Source organism: Micromonospora sp. WMMD987 (assembly GCF_029581435.1).
Lineage (GTDB): Bacteria > Actinomycetota > Actinomycetes > Mycobacteriales > Micromonosporaceae > Micromonospora > Micromonospora rifamycinica.
The window spans coordinates 2,066,842-2,092,049 of sequence record NZ_CP120861.1 but is presented as its reverse complement, the minus strand read 5'-3'; the positions used below and the strand labels follow the sequence as shown (position 1 = coordinate 2,092,049).

Below are 25,208 nucleotides of genomic sequence, written 5' to 3'. Positions count from 1 at the left end.
ACCCCGGCCTACCAGTCGGCCCGGCCCGCTGGTCGACCCCTGGCCCGCTGGTCGACCCCGGCCTACCGGTCGGCCCCGGCCCGCCGGTCGGCCTTCGCCGCAGCCTTGGCCTGCTGCTTGTACTCGCGGACCCGGCGCAGCGACTCCGCGTCGGTGACGTCGGCGACCGACCGGTACGTGTCCGGGTCGCCGTAACCGCCGGCGGCCTCCCGCCAGCCGGCGGGACGGACCCGGTACCGCTTGCCGAGCAGCGCCACGAAGATCTGCGCCTTCTGGGTGCCGAAGCCGGGCAGGTCGGCGATCCGGCGCAGCAACTCCCGCCCGTTGGCGACGTCCGCCCAGAGCCGGCCGGCGTCGCCGTCGTACCGGTCGACCAGGATCCGGCACAGCTCCCGTACCCGGCCGGCCATCGCCTTTGGGAAGCGGTGCAGCGCGGGCGGGCCGGCGAAGACCGCCACCAGCGCGGCCGGATCGTAGTCGGCCAACTCCCGCGCGTCCGGGTCGTGACCCAGCCGCTGGGCGAGCACGTACGGGGACGAGAATGCCTTCTCCATCGGCACCTGCTGGTCCAGCAGCATCCCCGTCAGCAGGGCCAGCGGGCTGCGTTCCAGCAGCCGGTTGGCCTCGCCGTCGATGGGCAGCGAGAGCGTCATGCCCCCATCCTGCCCGCCCGGCCCGCCCGGCCCACGGAACTCCGACCAGCCGCCGCGCCGGCAGGGCCGGGCAGCGGTCGGTGCCACGCGGGCGCCGCCGGAGGCAGGCGGACGCGACGCGGCCCGGTGGACACCGCGGGTGTCCACCGGGCCGGCCGTGGCGTAGGGGGTCAGTTCACGACGAAGAGCAGCCGGTTCGGCGAGCCCGAGCCGGGGCTGGTCACCACGTTGGGGGTGGCACTGCTGGTCAGCGAGCTGGCGACCTGCGCCGGGGTGTAGGAGGGGTTGGCCGACAGGACCAGGGCGGCGGCACCGGCGACGTGCGGGGACGCCATCGAGGTGCCGTCGATCGTGTTGGTGGCGCTGTCGTTGGTGTTCCACGACGAGGTGATGCGCGAGCCCGGCGCGAACAGGTCGACGCAGGAACCGTAGTTGGAGTAGGAGGCCCGCGCGTCGGTGCTGGTGGTGGCGCCCACCGTGATCGCCGAGGCGACCCGTGCCGGCGAGGAGTTGCAGGCGTCGGCGTTGGAGTTGCCGGCCGCCAGCGCGTACGTGATGCCCGAGCTGATCGAGCTGGCCACCGCGTTGTCGATGGCGGTGCTGGCCCCGCCGCCGAGGCTCATGTTGGCCACCGCCGGCTTGACCGCGTTGGCGGTCACCCAGTTGATGCCGTTGACCACGGCGGTGGTGCTGCCGCGACCTCGGCAGTTGAGCACCTTCACCGCGACCAGCCGGACGCCCTTGGCGACACCGTAGCTGGAACCGCCGACGGTGCCGGCGACGTGCGTGCCGTGACCGTTGCAGTCGGTGTTGTTGGAGTCGACCGCGTTGGTGCCCCAGGTGGCCCGCCCACCGAAGTCGGTGTGGGTGGTCCGGATGCCGGTGTCGATGATGTAGGCCCGCACGTTGGTGGCCGTGGTCGGGTAGGTGTAGCTGGAGTTCAGCGGCAGGTTGCGCTGGTCGATGCGGTCCAGGCCCCAGGACGGCGGGTTGGTCTGGGTCGCCTGGACGGTCATCACCCGGTCCTGCTCGACGTAGGCCACCGACGGGTCGGCGGCGAGCCGGCGGGCCTGGCCGGCGCTCATCTTCGCGCTGAAGCCGGTGAGCGCGGCGCTGTACACGTCGGCGACCTTTCCGCCGTACCGCTTGGTGAGGCTGGCGGCCCGGTCGGGCACGGCGGTCCGGGCGGCGCGGCTGTTGGCGGCGCCGACGGCCTCACCCTTGAGCACCACCAGGTAGCTGCCGCTGATCGCGTCGGGGGAGGAGGCGTAGCGGATCTGACCGGTGGGGGCGGCGAGGGCGGGGGCACCGGCGGCCACGGAGAAGGCCGCGGCGGCGGCCGCGACGGCGACCGCGCGGATCGCGCGACGCCGGGGGACGGACACGTCGGACATCGTCTGAACTCCCTACCGGGTACGCACGGACAGGCGGGGCCGTCCGAAACGTCCCATCGACTGATGTTGAGGGAATGCTAACCAGACATCGACAGACGTAAAAGAGATAATGGCTGGAGGATTGAGCTGGTGTTATGGATGTCCCGGGTGGCCGCCACCGGACAGCCCCGCGCCAGGCAGGATGGCGAGGTGGACCGACACGACATGCTGCTCTCCCCCGCCGGCGTCGACGCGCTGCGCACCGCGCTCACCAGCGCCGACTTCACCGCCAACGGCATCGCCGGCCGGCTCGGCCCGCAGGCCACCGGTGGGGTGGCCCGCAACGACTTCCGGGCCGCGCTGCGCGCCACCGCAGACCGGGATCCGTTGGCCACCCTGATCCGGGTGTTCATCTGCGACCAGATCGAGCCCGAAGCGGCGGTGGCCGCCGCACTCGCCCCGCTCGACCTGGCCGAGGCCGTCGCCGCCGGGCTGGTCGAGCCGTACGGCGACGGCCTGCGCGCCGGGGTGGACCTGGAGCCCTACGGGGACGCCTGGTGGGTGCTCGCCGACGTGCCGGCCAGCGCCCGCCCGGGTCGCCCCCTGCACAGCGAACACGTGCTCGGCATCGGCGGGGCCACCCAGACCCTGATCGGGGCGACCGTCCGCCGCCCGGTGGACACCGCGCTGGACCTGGGCACCGGGTCCGGCGTGCAGGCCCTGCACCTGGCCACCCACGCCCGGCGGGTCACCGCCACCGACGTGTCGCAGCGGGCGCTGCGCTTCGCCGCCACCACCGCCGCCCTGAACGGGCAGGACTGGGAACTGCTACGCGGCGACCTGGTCGCCCCGGTGGCCGGCCGGCGGTTCGACCTGGTGGTCAGCAACCCGCCGTTCGTGGTCGGGCCGGGCACCACCACCCACGTCTACCGGGACTCCGGCCGGGTGGGCGACGCGATCGGCGCCGAGCTGGCCGCCGCCGCACCAGGCCTGCTCACCGAGGGTGGCACCATGCAGTACCTGGCCAACTGGGTGCACGTCGCCGGGGAGGACTGGGCGGAGCGGGTGACCGGTTGGTTCGCCGGCACCGGGCTGGACGCCTGGGTCATCCAGCGCGAGGTCGCCGACCCGATGGCGTACGTGCACCTGTGGCTGACCGACGTCGGCGAGGCGGCCGACCCGCACCGGGCGGCGGCCTGGCTGGACTGGTTCGACGCGCACAAGATCGAAGCGATCGGCTTCGGCATCGTCTCACTGCGCCGGGGTGGTCACGCCGACCCGACCGTACGGGTGGAGGACCTGCGGCAGCGGGTCGAACCGCCGCTGGGCGACCAGGTGGCCGGCTGGTTCGACCGGCAGGACTTCCTGCGCGCCCGGGGTGTCGACGGCCTGCTCGACACCCGCTACCGGGCGGCCGACGGGCTGCAACTGCGCCAGGAGGCGACGATCGGTGACGAGGGGTGGGCGGTGGACCGGCAGGTCCTGACGATGCCGCACGGGCTGCGCTGGAGCGAGGAGATCGATCCGCTGGTGCTGGCCCTGGTCGGTGGCTGCGACGGACGGTTGCCACTGCGTGACCAGCTCGCCCTGCTCGCCGCCGCGCACGACGTCACCGTCGACGAGCTGGCCGAGGCGGCCGGCCCGATCGTGGCCCGGCTGGTCGAGCGGGGCATCGTCGAGCCGGTGGCCGACTGATGCGGGCGGTGGTGCAGACGGTCGCCCGGGCCAGCGTCACCGTCGACGGCGAGGTGGTCGGCGCGATCACCGACGGCCTGCTGGTGCTGCTGGGTGTCACCCACACCGACACCCCCGAGCTGGCCCGGACGATGGCCCGCAAGGTGCACGAGCTGCGCATCCTCGACGACGAGCGCAGCGCCGCCGACATCGGCGCCCCGATCCTGGTGGTCAGCCAGTTCACCCTGTACGGCGACACCCGCAAGGGTCGCCGCCCGAGCTGGCTCGCCGCCGCCCCAGCCGAGGTGGCCGAACCCCTGGTCGCCGCCATGATCGAGGCGCTCCGCGACCGGGGCGCGACGGTCGCGACCGGCCGCTTCCGCACCCACATGCTGGTCGAGAGCACCAACGTGGGCCCCCGAACCCTTCTCCTGGACCTCTGACAGCCCCCGCCCCGCCCCGGTGATCAAGAGGTTGATGTCAATCCGAAGATCGAAGTTGACGCGAATCTCCTGATCACGGGGGGCGGGGAGGAGGGTCAGGAGAAGAGGCCCCGACGTTGGAGGGACTGGCGGAGCCAGCCGTCGAGTTGGGCGGCCCAGTCGGTGCGGTCGACGGTGGCGTGGTCGACGGTGAACCGGCCGAAGGCGTCCCGGCCCTCGGTGAACAGGCCGCCGCGCTTGTCCATCTCCAGCACCACCTGCACCTGGTGCGGGTCGGTGACGAAGGTGACCTCGAGCTGGTTGATCGCCCCGGCGTACTGCGGGGCGGGGTAGAACTCGATCTCCTGGTAGAACGGCAGGCTCTGCCGTACGCCGTAGATGTGGCCACGCTCGACGTCGGCGCGGGCGAACCGGAAGCCCAGCCGCAGCAGCGCCTCCAGCAGCCGCTCCTGCGCCGGCAGCGGGTGCACCGACACCGCGTCCAGGTCGCCCTTGTCAACCGCGCGGGCCACCTCCAGCTCGGTGCGCAGCCCCATGGTCATCCCGTGCAGGCGGTGGCCGTACAGGTCGGTCAGCGGGGTCTCCCACGGCACGGAGAACCGGAACGGGATGTCGTACCGCTGCCCGGCCTCCAGCCGGAACGGACCGGTGACCTGCTGCCGGGCGAACTCCTGGGTGGTCTCGTACTCCGAGTCGGCACCCTCCACCTCGACCCGGGTGACCAGACCGAGCGCCACGTACTCGATGTCGGTGGCGTGGTCGCCGCCGGCCACGTGCACCCGCCCCTCCAGCACCCCGCCCGGACGGCAGTTCGGATTGGCGAGCACGGTCTCCACCGACGGACCGCCCACCCCCATCGACTGCATGAGCCGCTTGAAGACCACCACGTCCTCCATTGCCTGTTCGGGGCCGACCCGCATGGTCGACCGCTGGCACGGTAGCCGGACCTGGCAAGACCACCGACGGCCCACCCCGCATCCGACCGGATTGCTGTCGGTTCCCCGATCGCCTCACCCCCGTTTCACGTCCCGGTTGGAAAGCTGTGCATCACCGGGGCCGATGGCACCGGTAGGCGACACCGAAAGCGGACACGGGGAGACACAGAGATGGCCCTGCAGATGATCGATAACCAGACGCGCCCGGCCACCACCATCGACGCCGAGCACGGCACCGACGCCCTCACCGACCTGGACGCCACCGACGAGCGCGGGGTCTCCACCGACCTGGTCCGGGCCTACCTCAACGGGATCGGCCGGACGAAGCTGCTCACCGCGGCCCAGGAGGTGGAGCTGGCCAAACGGATCGAGGCCGGGCTGTTCGCCGAGGAGAAGCTGTCGACGTGCACCCCCGTCTCCGGCGACCTGCACGCCGAGCTCGCCCTGATCGCCCGCGAGGGCCGCGCCGCCAAGGACCACCTGCTGGAGGCGAACCTGCGGCTGGTGGTCAGCATCGCCAAGCGGTACACCGGGCGCGGGATGGCCTTCCTCGACCTGATCCAGGAGGGCAACCTCGGCCTGATCCGCGCGGTCGAGAAGTTCGACTACGCCAAGGGTTACAAGTTCTCCACGTACGCCACCTGGTGGATCCGGCAGGCGATCACCCGGGCGATGGCCGACCAGGCCCGCACCATCCGTATCCCGGTGCACATGGTCGAGCAGGTCAACCGGATGGTCCGGGTCCGCCGGGAGCTGTCGGTCAAGCTGGGCCGCGAGCCCGTGGTGTCCGAGGTGGCGCGGGCGATGGAGATCCCCGAGTTCCAGGTCATCGAGCTGATCTCGTACGACCGGGAGCCGGTCAGCCTCGACCAGGCCGTCGGCGAGGACGGCGAGAGCGCGCTCGGTGACTTCGTCGCCGCGGTGGACCCGCGCACCGAGCCGGGTGACGCCGCCGCCAACGGCGAGCTGCGCAACGAGGTACGCATCGTGCTGGCCACCCTGTCCCAGCGGGAGCAGGCGGTGATCCGGCTCCGGTTCGGCCTCGACGACGGCCGGCAGCGCACCCTCGACGAGGTGGGCAAGGAGTTCGGCCTGTCCCGGGAGCGGATCCGGCAGATCGAGAAGGTCACCCTGCTCAAGCTGCGCGACCCGGAGCGGGCCCAGCGGCTGGAGGCGTACGCCTGCTGAGCGGTCCGGCGACAGTAGGGGCCCCTGGCGGTTCGCCGGGGGCCTGCCGCCTGTCCACGGTCGGGTGCGGCGGGGGGTCGACGCCGGTCAGAGCCGGCGCGGACCGGTGTCCGGGCGGTCGTCCGCCGTGCCGACCCCCACCGAGGCGTGCAGCACCGCGATGCCGTCCGGCCGGGCCAGCACCGGGTTGAGGGTGAGCGACCGTACCCGGGGCTGCTCGTCGGCGAGCCGGCCCACCCGCAGCAGCAGGTCGGCCAGGGCCGCCCGGTCGACCTCGGCGGCACCCCGGTGCCCGCGCAGCAACGGTGCCGCCCGCGGCTCGTCGACCAGCTCGGCGGCGTCCCGGTCGGTCAGCGGCACCGCCCGCCAGGCCCGGTCACCGAGCAGCTCGGTGGCGACGCCTCCCAGCCCGAAGCCGACCACCGGCCCGAACGCCGGATCCTCGCGCAGTTCCACCACGCAGGCAACCCCCGGCGGCACCATCGGCTGCACCAGGACGTCCGCGCCGAAGACCGCCGTCAGGTCCGCGTACGCCCGGCTCAGCGCGACCGGATCGGCCAGGTCGAGGCGGACGGCGCCCAGGTCGAGGCGGTGCCGCAGGCCGGGCGCGGCGGCCTTCAACGCCACCGGCCAGCCCCACCGGGCGGCGGCGGCGAGCGCCTCGTCGAGGGTGCCCGCCAGCGTCGACCCGACCACCTCGACGCCGTACGCGGCGAGCAGCGCGGCCGGGTCGGCCGCGTCACCGCGCAGCGCCGCCTGCCCGGCGGACCGGTCCGTGCCGGGCAGCTCCGGCAGGGTGCCCGGATCCCGACGCAACCAGTCCGCATACCGGCTGACCCGGCCCAGCGCCCGGACCGCCTCCTCCACGCTCGGGTACGCGGGCAGCCCGGTCGGCACCCGGCCGGCGAGGAAGGTCGCCACGGTCGGCTTGCCCCCGGCCAGGACCGCCGGCAGGGCCGCGGTGAAGTCCGCCTCCTCCACGGTGAGCTGTCCCGGTAGCGGCGGGGCGAACACCGCCACCAGGGCGTCCACCCCGTCGTCGGCGGCGGCGTCGGCCAGCGCGGCGGTGAACTCGGCGGCACCGGCGTGCGGGCCGACGTCGCGGGGGTAGCCGGCGGCGACGGTGAGGCCCTGCCCGGCGCAGGCGGTGGCGGCCAGCCCGGTCAGCGCCGAGGAGTTGCCGACCACCCCGACCCGGGTACCGGCCGGCAGCGGCTGGTCGGCCAGCAGCACCCCGACGTCGAGCAGTTCGGCGACGGTGTCCACCCGGATCACCCCGGACCGGGCGAACAGCGCGCTGACGGCGGCCTCGTCGAGCGCCGGACCGGCACCGGGGACGGGCGGGCGGGCCAGCGGGGCCAGCGCCACCACCGGCTTGTCCCGGCCGATCCGGCGGGCCAGCCGGGCGAACTTGCGCGGATTGCCGAAGGTCTCCAGGTACAGCAGGATCACGTCGGTGCCGGGATCGTCCTGCCAGTACTGGAGCAGGTCGTTGCCGGAGACGTCGGCCCGGTTGCCGGCCGACACGAAACTGGACAGGCCCAGCCCCCGGCGCTGCGCCTCGGCCAGCAGGGCCACCCCGAACGCGCCGGACTGGCTGAAGAAGCCCACCCGTCCGGGGGCCGGCAGCACCGGGGCCAGGGTGGCGTTGAGGCGTACCCGCCCGTCGGTGTTCGCCACCCCCAGGCAGTTCGGGCCGACCACCCGCATCCCGGCGGCGTGTGCCGCCCGGACCAGCGTCCGCTGGGCCGCCGCGCCCGCCGGCCCGGCCTCGGCGAACCCGGCGGAGATGACCACCAGGCCGTGTACGCCGGCCCCGGCGGCGTCGGCCACCACCGTCGGGGTGGCGTCGGGGGGCACCGCGACGACCGCCAGGTCGACGTCCACCCCCGCGTCGGCCGCCGACGGGTACGCGGGCAGCCCCGCCACCGTGCGGGCGCTCGGGTGCACCGGCACGATCGCCCCCGGGTAACCGCCGTCGCGCAGGTGCCCGAGGACGGCGGCCCCGACCCCCTGCCCGGTGGCGCTGGCCCCGTAGACGGCCACCCCGCGCGGGGCGAGCAGCCGGGCGATGGACCGCGCCTCGGTGCGGTGTTCCCGGCCGCGCTGCACCGCCAGGGTCGCCTCGGTCGGGGCGATCGGGAAGGTCAGGTGCACCACCCCGTCGGCGAACTGCCGCTGCACCTGGTAACCGAAGTCGGCGAAGACCCGCAGCATAGCGCCGTTGGTGGGCAGCACCTCGGCGACGAAGTGCCCGATACCGGCCCGGCGGGCCGCGTCGGCCAGGTGCTCCAGGAGCACCGGGCCGATCCCGCGCCCCTGGTAGGCGTCCTCCACCACGAACGCCACCTCGGCTTCGGGGGCCGCCGGCCCCAGCCGCTCGTACCGGCCGACGGCGACGATCCGGTCGCCGGCCAGCACCACGAACGCCTCCCGGTCCCGGTGGTCGACGGTGACGAACCGGTGCAGGTCCCGTTCCGGAATGCGTGGGTAGGGCGAGAAGTAGCGCAGGTACCGGGTGCGTTCCGAGAACCGCCCGTGCATGGCGACGATCTCCGGGGCGTCCTGCGGACGGATCGGTCGCAGGCCGACGGTGCTGCCGTCGCTGAGCAGCACGTCCACCGGTTGCTCCACAGTGGTCACCGGTCCCTCCCCCAGGTCCGGCTCAGTCGCGCGGGTCGTACGGGTCCAGTCCGAGCAGCGGGAACACCGCCTTACGGGTGGCGGCCACCGCCCGGTCCACCGAGTTCGGCTCCCCGGTCGGCTGCCACGACCGGTGGGACGGGTCGACGTCGTCGGTCATCCGTACCGGTACGTCCCGGCCGGGCAGCCGGTGGGCGGCCAGGGCACGCCAGCCGGGCGGGGTGGGGGTGGCCGGGTCGAGCGGATCGCCGGTGGCCACCGCCAGCAGGTGGGTCCAGGCCCGGGGCACCACCTCCACCAGGGCGTACCCGCCGCCCCCGGTGGCCACCCAGCGGCCGTCGCACAGCTCGTCGGCGAGCGCCCGCAGGGCCAGGTAGGTGGCCCGTTGCCCGTCCACCGACAGGTGCAGGTCGGCCAGCGGGTCGATCCGGTGCCCGTCGGCACCGCACTGGGTGACCAGGATCTGCGGCCGGAACGCGCGCAGCACCGACGGCACGATCGCGTGGAAGGCCCGCTGCCAGCCGGCGTCGTCGGTGCCCGGGGGCAGCGGCACGTTGACGGCGCTGCCCTGCGCCCCCGGGCCGCCGGTCTCGTCGGGGAACCCGGTGCCGGGGAAGAGCGCCAGCGGGGTCTCGTGCAGGCTCACCGTGAGCACCCGGGGGTCGTGGTAGAAGACCTCCTGCACGCCGTCGCCGTGGTGCACGTCCACGTCGACGTAGGCGACCCGCTCGGCGCCCAGGTCCAGCAGCCGGGCGATGGCCACCGCCGGGTCGTTGTAGACACAGAACCCGGCGGCCCGGTCGGGCATGGCGTGGTGCAGCCCACCGGCCACGTTGACCGCCCGGCGGGCCTCGCCCCGCCAGACCGCCTCGGCGGCGGTCACGCTGGCCCCGGCGATCAGGGCGCTGGACTCGTGCATCCCGTCGAACACCGGGTTGTCCGAGGTGCCCAGTCCGTAGCCGGCGAACAGCGGGTCACGGGGCGCGGCCCGCACCGCCGCCAGGTAGTCGGGCAGGTGCACCCGGGTCAGCGTCGCGTCGTCGGCCGGCACGGGCCGGACCAGCCGGACCCCGGGTCGGTCCAGGACACCCAGCTCCCGGGCCAGCGCCACGGTCAGCTCGACGCGGACCGGGTCGAGCGGGTGCTCCCCCATGTCGTAGTCGAGCAGGGACTCGTCCCACACCACCAACGTGTCGTCCGACATGGGGTCATCGTCGCACGTGGGTCACCGGTCGCCCACCACACGTGCTGGTCAACCGGCTGGTGTCGGGCCGGTGGCCACCGGACGGGAGGGGTCGGCGATCCAGCCGCTCCACGATCCGACATAGAGCGCGGCGTCCGTGCGACCGGCCAGGTGCAGGGCCAGCACGGTCTGCGCGGCGGTCACCCCGGAGCCGCAGTACGCCCCCACCGGCCGGTCGGGGCGTACCCCGACGGCGGCGAACCGGTCCCGCAGGGCGGCGGCGGTCGGGAAGCGGCCCTCGCTGACGTACTCCGTGGCGGGCAGGTTGACCGCACCCGGCACGTGCCCGGCGACCGGGTCGACCGGCTCGGACTCGCCCCGGTAGCGGGGCGCGGCCCGGACGTCCAGCAGCACCCCGTCGCCGGTCGCCGCGAGCCGGGCCGCGCCCGCGGCGTCCAGCACCGGCAGCGCACCCGGTCGGACGGTCACGTCGCCGGGCGGCGGGGTGGGTACCTCGACGGTGCCGGGCAGCCCGGCGGCGAGCCAGCCGGCCCAGCCACCGGCCAGCACCCGTACCGGCCGGTGTCCGGCCCAGCGCAGCGTCCACCAGGCGCGGGCGGCGGCCATCCCGTCGCCGCCGTCGTACACCACCACCGGACGACCGGCGCGGACACCCGCGGCACGCAGCGCGGCCTGGAGGGCGTCCGGGTCGGGCAGCGGGTGCCGGCCCGCCGCGCCGGGCGGGCCGCACAGCGCGGTGTCCAGGTCGACGAAGACCGCACCGGGCAGGTGACCTGCGGCGTAGTCCGCCCGGCCGGGTGGCCCGGCCAGCCGCCAGCGGACGTCCAGCAGGGTCGGCGGGTCGGGCTGGGCCAGCTCGGCGGCGAGCCGGTCCGGCTCGATCAACGGGTCGTCGGTACCGGACATGACGCCCAGTCAACACCATCGGGACACCGGCCCCGCGGTTCGGCGCGGGTCGATCTTCGTACGTCGAGGTAGCATCGACCACCGGGAGGCCGCTGACGTGAAGCACGACCTGGTCGACACGACTGAGTGCCAGGGTACCTCCACGAACGGGAGGCATCGATGAAGCACGATCTGGTTGACACGACCGAGATGTACCTGCGCACCATCCTCGAACTCGAGGAGGAGGGGGTGCCGCCGCTGCGTGCCCGGATCGCCGAGCGGCTGCGGCAGAGCGGGCCGACCGTCAGCCAGACCGTGGCCCGGATGGAACGCGACGGGCTGCTCACCGTCGAGGGCGACCGGCACCTGGCGCTCACCGAGGCGGGCCGGGGCAGCGCGGTGTCCGTGATGCGCAAGCACCGGCTCGCCGAACTGCTGCTGGTCAACGTGATCGGGATGCCCTACGAGGAGGCCCACGAGGAGGCCTGCCGGTGGGAGCACGTGATGAGCGACGCGGTCGAGAAGCGGGTCTACGACCTGCTCAACCGCCCCACCCGCTCGCCGTACGGCAACCCCATCCCGGGCCTGGAGGAGCTGGGCTCGCCGGAGGCCGAGACCACCGACACCACCGAGGCCGAGCGGAACCTCGCCTTCCCCGGGCTGGCCGGTCAGGTGGTGGTCCGGCGGATCTGCGAGAGCGTGCAGACCGACGCCGACGTGCTGCGGCAACTGCACGCCGCCGGGGTCGACCCGGGTGCCACGGTCACCGTCGCCCAGGAACGCGACGGGGTGTTCATCGACCGCTCGGGCGAACGGGTCCGGCTCCCCCGCGAGGTCGCCTCCCGGGTCTTCGTCGCCGCCCACTGACCCCCGGAGGGACTGGTCCGTCGGCCGCGCCCGGACCCACCCGCCGAGGCTGCCGGGCCGGCGTCACAACGTCCTGGTGTCGAGCTTCCTCGCCAGGTCGACCAGCCGGGCGGCCACCTCACCGGCAGTGGCCCGGTCGTCGTCCGGCGGGCAGGTCCAGCGGAGCACGGCAAGCCGGTCCTCGGGGGCCAGCCAGCCCACCTCGGCCGTCGGCCCGTGTTTCGCGGCCTTCGCGCCGGTCCGCCGGTAGCCGGCCTGGCCCAGCTTCGGCACCTTCGTCGCCCCGGCGGGCAGCACGTCGGCGGTGAAGGTGGGCACGTCGATCGAGGTGTCGGTGACCGTCAGGGTCAGCTCCGGCCAGGTGGCGTCGGCGGCCCGCACCACACAGGTCCGGGTGTCACCGCGCCCGCTGGCGGCGGCCACGTCGAAGCGGACCCCGGTGTGCTCCTCGATGGTCGCGAAGTCGAGCAGCCGGCACGCCCCGCCCGACGAGGCGGCCTCCACCTCGACCGCGGCCCGCTCCCCGGCCGGCAGCCGCACCGGACCGGCCTCCGCCGCGCCGCAACCCGTGGTCACCAGCACGCCCACGCCGGCCAACCAGATCCGCCCGTGCACGGGCACACCTCCGCGATCGTCGACGGGAAATCCGCCGATGTCCGTCGGAAACGGTACGGGTTGACGCGGCCGGACGGAAGACCCCGACCGACCCGCCCTCCGTGGTGCGGAGCACGGCACGACCACGGTGGCCCGGGTCTAGTCGTCGACGTACGGGCAGTGCCGGCAGCCACGGCCACAGCAGGTGCCGCGCCGGGCCAGGAAGCCGGCGGTGAGGACGAACAGGCCGGTGGCCGGGTCGGGATAGCCGGCCTCCCCGGCGGCGAGCGCGGCGGCGTGGGCGGCCAGGATCCGTGCCCGGTCGGGGCGCTCCGGCGACAGCCGGGACGGGTGCGGCTCGGTCAGCGGCCGGTCCGCCAACGGACGTCGTTCGCCACTCATCGCGGCGAGTCTACGGATCCGCCGCCCCGGGCGACGCTCAGGTGCGGTCGCCCCGGGCGGGCCGGTCGAACCAGTGGACGGCCTGGCCGTGCGAGCGCATCCAGGCCAGCGGCGTCCCGTCCAGGGCGAGCACGTTGTGCAGCGCCCCGTCGGGCGAGGGCGGCAGCGCGTCCCACCCGAGCACGTCGGCCGCCTCGGCGGCCACCCAGTGCCCGGGCAGGGCGCGGACCAGCGCCACGAAGGCCGCCCGGCGCGGCGGCGGCACCTGGTAGAGCACGGAGGTGTGCAGGACCACCAGCGTCGCGCCGGCCGGTGCCCGCGCGGCCAGCGCCGGCAGGTCGTCCACCAGGTCGCCACGGACCAGTTCCGGCGGCTCGGCGGCGGCCACCGCGGCCGCCGACCGCAGCCGGGCCCGGCGGTGGGCGTGCTCCGGCCAGATCAGCGCGTCGAGCCAGGCCACGTCGGCCGGGTCGGTGACGTCGAGCGGGTTCAGGTCCAGCCCGGCCCGCCACACCACCTGCGGGCGGACGGTCGGCGGGTCCGTGCCGCTCAACACGCAGTCCAGCACCGGCTCCCCCTGGCCGAGCAGGTGGTCGCCCCAGCGGTAGGCGTACCGGTCGGGATAGAGGCAGATGCCGGCGGACGCGCCGACCTCCAGCAACGCCAGCGGCTGTGGCAGCGCGGCCAGCACCGGCAGCAGCGCCGCGCACCGTCCGGCCTCGTTGGTCTGCACCGCCCGGGTGAGCATCGCCGCCCGCACGGCCGCCCAGTGCACCACGGTGTGGGCGCGGAACACGGCCGGGTCGTCGACCGGGCCGCCGAGCCAGCGGACGACGCCGAACAGCAGTTGCGGCTGCCGCTTGGCCGGCGGCAGGGTGTCGAGCAGGGCGAGCAGTTCGTCGTCCCCGGCGACCGCGTGGGCCAGCCGCTCGTAGGTCGGGGAGACGCCGTGCGCCTCCCGGGTGGCGAACTCGACGTACCGGGCGGCGGTGGTCATCCCCCCATGCTGCCCGCCGGGTCCGCGCCCGCGCAGCCCGGTGGGACGGACCGGGCAGGCGGGAGGGCCGGCACCCACCGGGGTGCCGGCCCTCCGTTGACGGGTACGTCAGCTGCAACCGCTGGTGGAGCCGCAACCCTCGCAGACGTAGCAGCTACCGGCCGGGCGCATCTTCGTGCCGCAGGTGAAGCAGAGCGGCGCGTCGGCGGCCTTGCCGATCACGGCCTCCAGCAGCTCGGTGGAGGAGCCCACGGCGGGCGCCGGCTTGGCGGCGGCCACCTCGGCCAGTTCCTGGGCCGGCTGGGCCACCGGACCGGTCTTCGGCTCGACCGCCTCCACCGGAGCCGAGGACGCCATCGCCGTCAGGTCGGTGCCGGCCACCTCCGCCTCGGCGGCCTCGGCCCGCAACTGTGCGGCCCGCTCCTTGGCGGTGAAGATGCCCAGCTCGGCACGGCGTTCGTAGGGCAGGAAGTCCAGCGCCAGGCGACGGAAGATGTAGTCCATCACCGAGGCGGCCATCCGCACGTCCGGGTCGTCGGTCATACCGGCCGGCTCGAACCGCATGTTGGTGAACTTGCTGACGTACGTCTCCAGCGGGACGCCGTACTGGAGGCCGATCGAGATGGCCACCGAGAAGGCGTCCATCACCCCGGCCAGGGTGGAACCCTGCTTGGACATCTTGAGGAAGACCTCGCCGAGGCCGTCATCGGGGTAGGACGACGCGGTGAGGTAGCCCTCCGCGCCGCCGACGGAGAAGGAGACCGTCTCGGACGGACGCTTCTTCGGCAGCCGCTTGCGCACCGGGCGGTACTCGACGACCTTCTCCACGGCCGGGGCGGGCGCCTCGACGACCGCCGGCGCGGCGGTCTTGTTCGGCTTGGCCACCGACAGCGGCTGGCCGACCTTGCAGTTGTCCCGGTAGATCGCCAGCGCCTTCAGGCCGAGCTTCCAGCCCTCGAAGTAGATCTTCTCGACGTCGGCGACGGTGGCCTGCTCGGGCATGTTGACCGTCTTGGAGATCGCGCCCGAGATGAACGGCTGGACGGCCGCCATCATCCGCACGTGGCCCATCGGGGCGATCGACCGCTCGCCCATCGCGCAGTCGAAGACCGCGTAGTGCTCCGGCTTGAGGCCCGGCGCGTCCACCACGTGACCGTGGTCGGCGATGTGCTCGACGATCGCCTCGACCTGCTCCTCGGGGTAGCCGAGGCTGCGCAGCGCACGCGGGACGGTCTGGTTCACGATCTGCATCGAGCCGCCGCCGACCAGCTTCTTGAACTTGACCAGCGCCAGGTCGGGCTCGACCCCGGTGGTGTCGCAGTCCATCATCAGACCGATGGTGCCGGTCGGCGCGAGCACGCTGGCCTGCGAGTTGCGCCAGCCGTTGCGGTCACCGACCTTGTTGCCCTCGGTCCACTGCTTCGTCGCCTCCCGCAGGATGGCGGTGGCGACCGTACCGGCCGGCTTGATCGCGTCGTTGGCGGCGGCGTGCTTGCGCATCACCCGCTTGTGCGGCTCGGCGTTGCGGGCGTAGCCCTCGTACGCGCCGACGACCCCGGCCAGCTCGGCCGAACGGCGGTACGCGGTGCCGGTCATCAGCGAGGTGATCGCGGCGGCCACCGACCGGCCCTGCTCCGAGTCGTACGGCAGGCCGGAGGCCATCAGCAGCGCGCCCAGGTTGGCGTAGCCGATGCCGAGCTGCCGGTAGGCCCGGGTGGTCTCGCCGATCTTCTCGGTCGGGAAGTCGGCGAAGCAGATCGAGATGTCCATCGCGGTGATGACGAACTCGACGCTCTTGACGAACTTCTCCACCTCGAAGCCGCCGTCGGCGCGGAGGAACTTCATCAGGTTCAGCGAGGCCAGGTTGCACGAGGAGTTGTCCAGGTGCAGGTACTCCGAGCACGGGTTCGACGCGGTGATCCGGCCCGTCTCCGGGCAGGTGTGCCAGTCGTTGATGGTGTCGTCGTACTGCAGGCCCGGGTCGGCGCACTCCCAGGCGGCCTGGGCGATGGTACGGAACAGCTTCTGGGCGTCGATGGTCTCGATGGTCTGCCCGTCGAGCCGGCCCCGCAGGTCGAAGCCGCCGCCGTTCTCCACCGCCGCCATGAACTCGTCGGAGACCCGGACCGAGTTGTTGGCGTTCTGGTACTGGACGCTGACGATGTCGGTGCCACCGAGGTCCATGTCGAAGCCGGCGTCCCGCAGCGCGCGGATCTTGTCCTCCTCGCGCGCCTTGGTCGCCACGAACTCCTCGATGTCCGGGTGGTCGACGTCGAGGATGACCATCTTGGCCGCGCGCCGGGTGGCACCGCCGGACTTGATGGTGCCGGCGGAGGCGTCCGCGCCGCGCATGAAGCTGACCGGGCCAGAGGCGGTGCCGCCGGAGGAGAGCAGCTCCTTCGAGGACCGGATCCGGGAGAGGTTGACCCCGGCGCCGGAGCCGCCCTGGAAGATCCGCCCCTCCTCCTTGTACCAGTCCAGGATGGAGTCCATCGAGTCGTCGACGGCAAGGATGAAACACGCACTCACCTGCGCTGGAGAGGGAGTGCCGACGTTGAACCAGACCGGCGAGTTGAAGCTGAACACCTGGTGCAGCAGCATCCAGGTCAGCTCGTGCCCGAAGATCTCCGCGTCGGCCGGGGTGGCGAAGTAGCCGTGCTGCTCCCCGGCGGCCCGGTAGGTCTTGACCACCCGGTCGATGAGCTGCTTGAGCGACCACTCGCGCTGCGGGGTCCCCACCGCCCCCCGGAAGTACTTGGTGGTGACGATGTTCGCCGCGTTGACGCTCCAGGACTCGGGGAACTCCACCCCGCGCTGCTCGAAGTTGATCGAGCCGTCCCGCCAGTTGGTCATGACGACGTCACGGCGCTCCCATGTCACGTCGTCGTAGGGGTGCACGCCCTCGGTCGTCCAGACCCGCTGCACCCTGAGCCCCGTCACCGCGCCGTTCTTCGCCGCCCGCGACCGGCTTGTTGTCACGCCGTCCCCCGCCATCTCATCGGCCCCCTCGTCTGCCCGGCCATCCGGCCGCGCGTCGTCACTGTCTGAATCGAAGTCTTCACTGTCGGAAAGGCTGTCAGTCGGTACGGTGCGCCGCCCCGGCGGCGTCGGCGCGGGCCTGCGCGGCGGCCCGGAGCGTCTCGATCTCCCGCTCGAAGTCGGCCAGTGAGTCGAACGAGCGGTAGACGCTGGCGAAGCGGAGGTAGGCGACCTCGTCCAGGTCGCGCAGCGGGCCGAGGATCGCCAGTCCCACGTCGTGGCTCGGCAGCTCGGCCGCCCCCTTGGCCCGGACGGTCTCCTCGACCTTCTGCGCCAGCAGCGCGATGGAGTCCTCGTCGACGGGCCGCCCCTGGCACGCCTTGCGCACCCCACCGATGATCTTGGTCCGGCTGAACGGCTCGGTCACCCCGCTGCGCTTGACCACCGCGAGGACCGCCTCCTCGACGGTGGTGAACCGCTTGCCGCACTCCGGGCAGGAACGCCGCCGACGGATCAGCTGACCGTCGTCGGCCTCGCGCGAGTCGACCACCCGGGAGTCGGCGTGCCGGCAGTACGGACACCGCATCGCCCGACCTCCTTGATCGACCGGGGCACGCCAACCCACCTCCGGGCACGCGTCGACCCGACGGCGCCGGTCTCGCCGGTCGTCGCCGTGATCGACGATACGGGAGTGCTGTGGGTAGTCGAACCCAACCTGTGGGCAACTTACGCCCGTGTGACTACTACATCTAGGGGTCGACCGTAGGCTTCCGGCCGAGTCGGGTCAAGTTGCGGGCGTGTCCGGCGCGTCACCTCCGGACCCCCCGGAGAGCCGGCCACCCACCGCCACCGTCAGCCCAACCGACCGGACCGCCGGGAGGTTACCGACCGTCCGGACAGGTCCGGTGGAACGGATGACCACCGGACACGGCGACCCGTCGAACACAGGTTCGACGAGGACGTAGGATCTAGCAGAAACAGCCGTCCGACGCGCCCACTTATCCACCCGACACGCCGGGTGTCGTCGAACAGATGTTTGAAAATGACCGATCTCACCTATACGGTCATGAACGACCGGGCACGGCGCACCACGTCGGTCCGGCACCGCGACACCCCGCACGCACCACGAGCCGCCAAGGCACCCAGCGCCGACCAGGGAGGACGGACGTGACCGAGGACCGGGCCAGCCGGCAGAAGAACCCGCAGCCGATCGCCGAGGCGGGTCCGCCGGCCACTCGACGCCCCCGCGCCGCCCGCAGCCGGACCGGCCAGCCGGCCGTCCGTCCGGTCACCCCGGTGGTCAGCGGCTTCCCCGACCCGACCGCCGTCGACCTCACCGCCCGGCAGCGCCGCATCCTCGAGTTCATCCGGAGCTGGGTGGAACGGCACGGCTACCCGCCGAGCGTCCGCGAGATCGGCGAGGCGGTCGGCCTGGTCTCCCCGTCGAGCGTCGCCTACCAGCTCAAGGAGCTGGAGAAGAAGGGCTTCCTCCGGCGCGACCCCAACCGTCCCCGCGCCGTCGACGTCCGCGCCCCCGGCGACACCGACGACGAGCTGAGCCGCGCCCAGCGGCCCACCCCGGCGTACGTGCCGATGCTCGGCCGGATCGCCGCCGGTGGACCCATCCTCGCCGAGCAGGCGGTGGAGGACGTCTTCCCGCTCCCCCGCGAGCTGGTGGGTGAGGGAGAGGTCTTCATGCTCCAGGTCAAGGGCGACTCGATGCTCGACGCGGCGATCTGCGACGGTGACTGGGTGGTGGTCCGGCAGCAGCCGATCGCCGAGGCCGGCGACATCGTGGCCGCCATGCTCGACGGCGAGGCGACCGTCAAGACCTACCGGCGGCGTAACGGTCACGTCTGGTTGATGCCGCAGAACCCGGCCTTCGACCCGATCCCCGGCGACGACGCCACCATCATGGGTCGGGTCGTGGCGGTGCTCCGGCGGATCTGACCCGTCCCGCCCGGCCGCCTCCCTCCGGGGCGGCCGGTGCTGTCGTCCCGACCGGCCGTCACCCCGGAGGTCGCGGCCGAACTGCGGAGCCGGTAGCGTCCGCCGCCGGCCGAGCCCTGCGGAGCCGGTAGCGTCCGCCGCCGCGGTCGAACTGCGGAGTCAGTAGCGTTCGCCACCGCGGCCGGGTGGCGGACCGTACTGGCCGCCCCGTCGGTCGTCGTGGCCGCCGTCACGGCGCGGACCGGAGCGCGGCTCGCGGGGACCGCCCTCACGGCGTGGCGGTTCGGCCCGCCCACCGCCGTAGCCGCCGGCCCCGTCGCGCCCACCAGCCGGAGCGCCGCCACGGCCACCAGCCGGGGAACCACCACGGCCGTCGGGCGGCGCACCACGCCCACCGGCCGGAGCACCACCACGGCCCCGACCCCCAGCAGGCCCCCCACGCCCGCCGGCCGGGGCGCCACCACGCGGATCCGCCGGGCCACCACCGCGTCCGCCCGGCGGGGCACCGCCATGCGGGCCAGCCGGGGCGGCGCCGCGCCCACCAGCGGGGGCACCGCCGCGTCCACCAGCCGGAGCGCCGCCGCGTGGGCCGGCCGGGGCACCACCACGCGGAGCCGCCGGAGCACCACCGCGCCCGCCGCCCGGGGCACCGCCACGCGGGTCAGCGCCCGCCGGCACGCCGCCCCGGGTGGCACCCCGTGGGGCAGCGCCGCGCGGGCCGGCACCGTTGACCGGCGGGCCGCCGGCCGGAGCGGCACCGTAGACCGCACCACCGGCGGGACGACCGCCACCGTAGACACCGCCACCCGACGGCCGTCCGCCTCCCGGCGGGTTGGCACCGCCCGGCGGGTTCGCGCCTCCCGGGCCGCCGGGGGAAGCCGTTCCCGGCGCGGCCGGGGGCCGGCCACCGCCGTAGACCGCGCCACCCGCCGGGCGGGCCGGCGACCCACCGGCCGGGGCCGGAGCGCCGTAGACGCCACCACCACGCGGCCGTTCCGCGGCCGGCTCGGCACCCCGGACGGACCCACCCGCCGGGAAACCCTCCGCCCGGGACACCGCACCGGAGGTGAAGACCTCGTCGTCGGGGTCGTCCGGGTCCACGCCGGCGGCCGCGGCCCGCCGTCGGGACCGGACGATCCCGATGATGCCGGCCCCGACCAGCACGGCGCCGACCGCGCCGACCGCGCCGATCAGGTAGGTGATCTGGTCCAGGCTGAGCTTGTCGTACCAGGACTGCTCGGTTGCCGGCTTGGCCCCCGCCCCGCCCTCGACCGTCTCGGCACCCTTGGTGGAGGGGGTGTAGCCGAGGATGTCGATCGGGTCGTCCGGGGAGAGTTCCCCGCCGTCGGAGACCGTGACGAAGCCGGTGCCGTCCGGGGTGTACGCGATGGCCTCGCCGAACGGGTCGGCCAACGGAGTGACCCGGGGCTTGCCGGTCGTCAGCGCGGCCACGATGTCGTCGCCGCTGACGTCGTACTCGAAGGCGTCGGCGTAGGTACGCAGAACCACCCGGGTGCCGTCGGGCGACCGGGCCGCCCCGGTGATCGCCACCCGGCCGATGATGTTCAGCGGATTGTCGGTGGTGGTCTTGGGCAGGGTGATCTCGCCGACCTTCTTCATCGGCACCGGCTCGGTGTCGCCGTCGGGGTCGAGCTTGGCCTCCGGGGTGAAGATCTCCGCCTTGCCACTGGGCACCTTGGTGATCACCAGCGGCAGGCCGTCCGCGCCGACCAGCAGCGCCTCGGCGTCGTGCGGCTTACGCTCCGGGTACGACAACCGGTGCAGCACCGGCTGCTTCGACCCGCTGACCGGCATCGTCCAGACCGCGACCCGGGTACGCCGTTCCCTGCTGGTGACGTTGTCCCCGGTGTCGGCGATCCAGAGGGTCTTGCCGTCCGGCGAGAGGGCCAGATCCTCGGTGTCGAAAGGGCCGTCACCGGAGTACTTCACCGGCTCCCGGGCGATCTTGCACTTGGTGTCCAGGAAGAAGACCCGCTTGCGGCTCTCCTGGAGGGTGCCGTCGTTGATCACGATGTAGCCGGTCTTCGTGGCCACCAGACCGGACAGCTCCCGCAGCCGCTCGTCGGTGATCGTGCACTTCTTCTTGCCGGCGACCGCGGCGGCGACCGGGGCCACCGCGACCGGAGCCACTGCGACCGGGGCCACCGCGACCAGGGGTGCCGCGACCGGAGCCACCGCGACCAGGGGTGCCGCGACCGGGGGCACTGCGACCGGGGGCGTGGCGGACGGTCCCGCACCGAGCGGGGCGGCTGAGGCCGGTGCCGCCCCGGCGGCAGCAGCGGACGCCACGGCCGCGCCGAACAGGGCGAGGGCAACCGTGACCGAGGAGACAGCGCGGCGCATGGCGTCAGTGTCGCATGCCACCGTGAACCTCAGATCACACCGGAGCGCTCACCGACTGCCGGCCACCGCCGGATCACCCACCGCCACGAACGGCGTCAGCTCGGCGGCGAGCGCCTCGGACACCCGGACGTGCAGCGACGTACCCTCCGGCAGATGGGCGGTGCTGAGCACCTCACCCCGCCGGTGCAGCCGGGCCACCAGGTCTCCCCGGTCGTACGGCAGCACCACCCTGACCTCCACCGCCGGGCGGGGAAGCCGCTGCTCGATCACCTCACGCAGACCGTCGATCCCGCGCCCGCTGTGCGCCGAGACGAAGACCGCGTCCGGCCAGAGCCGCTTGAGCCGCAGCAGGGACTCCTCGTCGGCGGCGTCGGTCTTGTTCACCACCAGCAGTTCGGGCAGCCGGTCGGCACCCACCTCGGAGAGCACCTCGTGGACCGCCCGGACCTGCTCCTCCGGGTCGGGGTGGGTGCCGTCGACCACGTGCACCACCAGGTCGGCCTCGGCGACCTCCTCCAGCGTCGAGCGGAACGCCTCGACGATCTGGTGCGGCAGGTGCCGGACGAAACCCACCGTGTCGGACAGCGTGTAGAGCCGCCCGTCCGACGTGGTGGCCCGGCGGGTGGTCGGGTCCAGGGTGGCGAAGAGCGCGTTCTCCACCAGCACGCCGGCCCCGGTGAGCCGGTTGAGCAGGCTCGACTTGCCGGCGTTGGTGTAACCGGCGATGGCCACCGCCGGCACCGCGTTGCGGGAACGACGGGCGCGCTTGGTCTGGCGTACCGTCTTCATGCCCTTGATTTCGCGGCGCAGCCGGGCGATGCGGTGCCGGATGCGCCGCCGGTCGGTCTCCAGCTTGGTCTCGCCCGGACCGCGCAGGCCCACCCCGCCACCGGCGCCGCCACCCCGCCCGGAACCACCGGTCTGCCGGGAGAGCGTCTCGCCCCAACCACGCAGCCGGGGCAGCAGGTATTCGAGCTGGGCCAGCTCGACCTGCGCCTTGCCCTCCTTGCTCTTGGCGTGCTGGGCGAAGATGTCGAGGATCAGCGCGGTGCGGTCGACCACCTTGACCTTGGTGCGCTGCTCCAGGTTGCGGAGCTGGGACGGGGACAGCTCACCGTCGCAGATCACCGTGTCGGCCCCGGTGGAGAGCACCACCGCGCCCAGGTCGTCGACCTTGCCCCGGCCGACGTAGGTGGCCGGGTCGGGACGGCTGCGACGCTGGATCAGCCCTTCGAGCACCTGCGAACCGGCCGTCTCGGCCAGCGCCGCCAGCTCGGTCAGCGAATTGTCGGCGTCCTGCTGGCTGCCCTCGGTCCAGACCCCGACGAGGACGACCCGCTCCAGCCGGAGCTGGCGGTACTCGACCTCGGTGACGTCGGTCAGCTCGGTGGAGAGGCCGGGGACCCGTCGCAACGCCTGCCGCTCCGACAGCTCGTACTCGCCGGTCGTGGCGTCGAGGTCGTCGTCCGAGTAGGGGGTGTGGGTCTCCTGGTCTCGCAAGCTGCGTCTCCTGTCCGTTCTGTGCATGTACCAAGTAATCCTGACATGGGCCAACGCGGAACGCGACCGGTATATGCCCGTGGTGCGGGTCGCCGAACGCGGGGGCGGCTGCCACCGGAGCCCGGTGGGCGAGTAGAAATGCTGACGAGCCGCCAGCGACGACGGAGGTATTTCCGTGGCCATCACCCGACTGCCGAGTGCCGGATTCTCGATCACGATCCGGATCGCGGTCCCCGCGGACGCCTCCTCGATCGGCCGGCTGACCACATCGGTCGGCGAGGCCGGCGCGATCGTCACCGCCCTGGACGTGGTCGACTCCGACCCGACCCACGTGATCGTCGACCTCACCTGCGACACCGCCGACGCCGGCCACGCCGACCAGGTTGTCGAGGCGCTCAGCGCGCTCGACGGGGTGGACGTGCGCAAGGTGTCCGACCGGACGTTCCTGCTGCACCTCGGTGGCAAGATCGAGGTGCACTCGAAGGTCGGGCTGCGGACCCGTGACGAGCTGTCCCGGGCGTACACCCCGGGGGTGGCCCGGGTCTGCATGGCGATCGCGGAGAACCCGGCGGACGCCCGGCGGCTCACCATCAAGCGCAACACGGTCGCCGTGGTCAGCGACGGTTCGGCGGTGCTCGGCCTGGGCAACCTCGGCCCGGCGGCGTCGCTGCCAGTGATGGAGGGCAAGGCCGCGCTGTTCAAGCGGTTCGGCGGGGTAGACGCCTGGCCGGTGGTCCTGGACACCCAGGACACCGACGAGATCGTGGCGATCGTCAAGGCCATCGCCCCGGCGTACGGCGGGATCAACCTGGAGGACATCGCCGCGCCGCGCTGTTTCGAGATCGAGGCCCGGCTGCGCGAGGCGCTGGACATCCCGGTCTTCCACGACGACCAGCACGGCACCGCGATCTGCGTGCTGGCCGCGCTGACCAACGCGCTGCGCGTGGTGGGCAAGCAGCTCGCCGACGTCCGGGTGGTCGTCTCCGGGGCCGGCGCGGCCGGCACCGCGATCATGAAACTGCTGCTGCGCCAGGGCGTCGGCGACATCATCGCGTACGACCGGCAGGGCGCCCTGCACCGCGGGCTGACCGGGCTCAACCCGGCCTGGCAGTGGCTGGCCGACAACACCAACGCCGAGAACTACTCCGGCGACCTGGCCGGTGCGGTCCGGGACGCGGACGTCTTCATCGGGGTCAGCGCCCCCAACCTGCTCACCGGCGACGACGTCGCCACCATGGCCAAGGACGCGATCGTCTTCGCGCTGGCCAACCCCGATCCGGAGGTCGACCCCCGGGAGGCCCGCAAGCACGCGGCGATCGTCGCCACCGGCCGCTCGGACCAGCCCAACCAGATCAACAACGTGCTCGCCTTCCCCGGTGTGTTCCGGGGCATGCTGGACGCGCACGCCGAGGAGTTCACCGAGGAGATGGCGATCGCGGCGGCCCGCGCCATCGCCGACGTGGTCGGCGAGGACAAGATCAACCCGACCGTGATCGTGCCCAGCGTCTTCGACTCCCGGGTCGCCCCGGCGGTCGCCGCCGCCGTCCGCGCCGCCGCCCAGAACCCCGCCGTCACCCCGCCGCCGGCCGCCGACCCGGGTCCGGCCGACCTCCCCGAGATCGCCGCCACCGCCAGCGCCACCCCCTGACCGGCATCCCCCTGCCCTGCCCCGCCCCGCCAGCCCCGGCGGGGCGGGGCAGGGCAGGGTGGGGGTGGGGTCAGGGGCCGGTCAGGGTGCCGGTGGCGACCAGGACGGCGGGGCCGGAGAGCCAGCAGGAGTCGTCGGTCACGGTCACCGTGAGCCGGCCTCCGGGCACGTCGACGGTGATCGTGCCGGTGTCCCGGGCGGCGTCGCGCAGGGCCACGGCGGCGACCGCGCAGGCGCCGGTGCCGCAGGAGAGCGTCTCGGCCGAGCCGCGTTCGTAGACCCGCATCAGTAGGTGACCGTCGGTGCCGTCCACCGGGTCGCCGGGGGTGGTGAACTCGACGTTCACCCCCTGGGGGAAGAGCCGGGGGTCGAACCCGGGTGCCCGGGTGAGGTCCAGGTCGGCCAGGTCGACGCCGGCCGGCAGGGCACAGACCAGGTGCGGGTTGCCGACGTCCACCGCCGCGCCCGGGAGGGTGAGCCCGCCCAGGACGGCGCTCGACGCGTCGTACAGCCGGGGGCGGCGCATCTCGACGGCGATGGCGTCACCGTCGACCCGGGCCCGCACCAGACCGGCGCGGGTGGCCACCGGCAGGGTTCCGGCGGTCGGCGTGGCCAGCCCGGTGGCCAGCAGGTATCGGACGAAGACCCGGGCCCCGTTGCCGCACATCTCGGCGAACGAGCCGTCGGAGTTCCAGTAGTCCATGAACCACTCGGCGGTATCGGCGAGGGCGACCCCCTCGGGGTGCTTGGCCGCGCGTACCACCCGCAGCACGCCGTCGCCGCCGACGCCCCGCCGCCGGTCGCAGATCCCGGCGACCAGGCCGGGTGTCAGGTCGAGGGCGCCGTCCGGGTCGGGCAGGATGACGAAGTCGTTGCCGGTGCCGTGGCCCTTGGTGAACTCCACGCCCC

Annotated in this window: 19 protein-coding genes and 1 pseudogene; 6 read left to right on the top strand and 14 right to left on the bottom strand. The window is 73.7% G+C overall.

Translation table 11 applies throughout. The features are described 5' to 3' along the window. Positions 1-62 precede the first annotated feature (62 nt). Together O7612_RS09185 and O7612_RS09180 are read right to left on the bottom strand one after the other, a co-directional pair. Positions 63-653 (bottom strand): HhH-GPD-type base excision DNA repair protein, encoded by a 591-nt coding sequence (locus O7612_RS09185; protein WP_282272216.1) that lies wholly within the window; start codon positions 651-653, stop codon positions 63-65. A 170-nt stretch (positions 654-823) separates the two neighbouring features. Next, positions 824-2,047, bottom strand: coding sequence for a S8 family peptidase (locus O7612_RS09180; RefSeq protein WP_282272214.1), 1,224 nt, complete (start codon positions 2,045-2,047; stop codon positions 824-826). A gap of 189 nt (positions 2,048-2,236) precedes the next feature. Here O7612_RS09180 and O7612_RS09175 point away from each other — a divergent pair, with 189 nt between their 5' ends. Next, positions 2,237-3,721, top strand: a complete 1,485-nt coding sequence (locus O7612_RS09175; protein WP_282272212.1) for a methyltransferase — start codon at positions 2,237-2,239, stop codon at positions 3,719-3,721. Then, positions 3,721-4,143 carry a D-aminoacyl-tRNA deacylase gene (gene dtd / locus O7612_RS09170; RefSeq protein WP_282272211.1) on the top strand — a complete coding sequence of 141 codons (423 nt, stop codon included), beginning with the start codon at positions 3,721-3,723 and terminating at the stop codon, positions 4,141-4,143. The genes O7612_RS09175 and dtd overlap by 1 nt, the downstream gene beginning before the upstream one ends. A gap of 95 nt (positions 4,144-4,238) precedes the next feature. On the opposite strand, the gene O7612_RS09165 is transcribed toward dtd, so the two are convergent. Continuing rightward, entirely contained in the window at positions 4,239-5,027 is a 789-nt protein-coding gene (locus O7612_RS09165; RefSeq protein ID WP_282273854.1) for a sporulation protein, read from the bottom strand. A gap of 234 nt (positions 5,028-5,261) precedes the next feature. On the opposite strand from O7612_RS09165, the gene sigB reads away from it, so the two are divergent. Then, complete coding sequence (gene sigB, locus O7612_RS09160) at positions 5,262-6,266, top strand: RNA polymerase sigma factor SigB (RefSeq protein WP_282273853.1); 1,005 nt, start codon at positions 5,262-5,264, stop codon at positions 6,264-6,266. A gap of 87 nt (positions 6,267-6,353) precedes the next feature. Here sigB and O7612_RS09155 read toward each other — a convergent pair whose 3' ends face one another. Genes O7612_RS09155 through O7612_RS09145 form a run of 3 tightly spaced genes read right to left on the bottom strand, consistent with a single transcriptional unit; the run spans position 6,354 to position 11,019 of the window. Beyond that, positions 6,354-8,909, bottom strand: coding sequence for a bifunctional GNAT family N-acetyltransferase/acetate--CoA ligase family protein (locus O7612_RS09155; protein ID WP_282272209.1), 2,556 nt, complete (start codon positions 8,907-8,909; stop codon positions 6,354-6,356). A 22-nt stretch (positions 8,910-8,931) separates the two neighbouring features. After that, complete coding sequence (locus O7612_RS09150) at positions 8,932-10,113, bottom strand: acetoin utilization protein AcuC (protein WP_282272207.1); 1,182 nt, start codon at positions 10,111-10,113, stop codon at positions 8,932-8,934. 48 nt (positions 10,114-10,161) lie between these two features. Further along, positions 10,162-11,019, bottom strand: coding sequence for a sulfurtransferase (locus O7612_RS09145; protein WP_282272205.1), 858 nt, complete (start codon positions 11,017-11,019; stop codon positions 10,162-10,164). Positions 11,020-11,178: 159 nt separating this feature from the next. On the opposite strand from O7612_RS09145, the gene O7612_RS09140 reads away from it, so the two are divergent. Continuing rightward, positions 11,179-11,865, top strand: coding sequence for a metal-dependent transcriptional regulator (locus O7612_RS09140; RefSeq protein ID WP_282272203.1), 687 nt, complete (start codon positions 11,179-11,181; stop codon positions 11,863-11,865). Between the two features lie 63 nt (positions 11,866-11,928). On the opposite strand, the gene O7612_RS09135 is transcribed toward O7612_RS09140, so the two are convergent. The 5 genes from O7612_RS09135 to nrdR form a co-directional block, all read right to left on the bottom strand. After that, positions 11,929-12,480, bottom strand: a complete 552-nt coding sequence (locus tag O7612_RS09135; protein WP_282272202.1) for a hypothetical protein — start codon at positions 12,478-12,480, stop codon at positions 11,929-11,931. 138 nt (positions 12,481-12,618) lie between these two features. After that, positions 12,619-12,861, bottom strand: a complete 243-nt coding sequence (locus O7612_RS09130; RefSeq protein WP_282272200.1) for a DUF5522 domain-containing protein — start codon at positions 12,859-12,861, stop codon at positions 12,619-12,621. Between the two features lie 37 nt (positions 12,862-12,898). Then, positions 12,899-13,858 (bottom strand): DUF2332 domain-containing protein, encoded by a 960-nt coding sequence (locus O7612_RS09125; protein WP_282272198.1) that lies wholly within the window; start codon positions 13,856-13,858, stop codon positions 12,899-12,901. 108 nt (positions 13,859-13,966) lie between these two features. Continuing rightward, positions 13,967-16,852 carry a vitamin B12-dependent ribonucleotide reductase gene (locus O7612_RS09120; RefSeq protein ID WP_282272197.1) on the bottom strand — a complete coding sequence of 962 codons (2,886 nt, stop codon included), beginning with the start codon at positions 16,850-16,852 and terminating at the stop codon, positions 13,967-13,969. Between the two features lie 82 nt (positions 16,853-16,934). Then, positions 16,935-17,423, bottom strand: coding sequence for a transcriptional regulator NrdR (nrdR, locus tag O7612_RS09115; RefSeq protein WP_067313767.1), 489 nt, complete (start codon positions 17,421-17,423; stop codon positions 16,935-16,937). A gap of 581 nt (positions 17,424-18,004) precedes the next feature. Here nrdR and lexA point away from each other — a divergent pair. Further along, positions 18,005-18,787 (top strand): transcriptional repressor LexA, encoded by a 783-nt coding sequence (gene lexA / locus O7612_RS09110; RefSeq protein ID WP_282272196.1) that lies wholly within the window; start codon positions 18,005-18,007, stop codon positions 18,785-18,787. Positions 18,788-19,543: 756 nt separating this feature from the next. Here lexA and O7612_RS09105 read toward each other — a convergent pair. Both O7612_RS09105 and hflX read right to left on the bottom strand, forming a co-directional pair. Further along, positions 19,544-21,151 (bottom strand): annotated as a pseudogene (locus O7612_RS09105) (hypothetical protein); the annotation flags it as partial. 48 nt (positions 21,152-21,199) lie between these two features. Continuing rightward, positions 21,200-22,678 (bottom strand): GTPase HflX, encoded by a 1,479-nt coding sequence (gene hflX / locus O7612_RS09100; RefSeq protein ID WP_282272195.1) that lies wholly within the window; start codon positions 22,676-22,678, stop codon positions 21,200-21,202. 148 nt (positions 22,679-22,826) lie between these two features. Between hflX and O7612_RS09095 the strand changes: the two genes are divergently transcribed. Further along, positions 22,827-24,299: an NAD-dependent malic enzyme gene (locus O7612_RS09095; protein ID WP_282272194.1), complete on the top strand. Its 1,473-nt coding sequence runs from the start codon at positions 22,827-22,829 to the stop codon at positions 24,297-24,299. Between the two features lie 70 nt (positions 24,300-24,369). Here O7612_RS09095 and dapF read toward each other — a convergent pair whose 3' ends face one another. After that, positions 24,370-25,203, bottom strand: a complete 834-nt coding sequence (gene dapF, locus O7612_RS09090) for a diaminopimelate epimerase (RefSeq protein ID WP_282272193.1) — start codon at positions 25,201-25,203, stop codon at positions 24,370-24,372. Between the last annotated feature and the right edge of the window lie 5 nt (positions 25,204-25,208).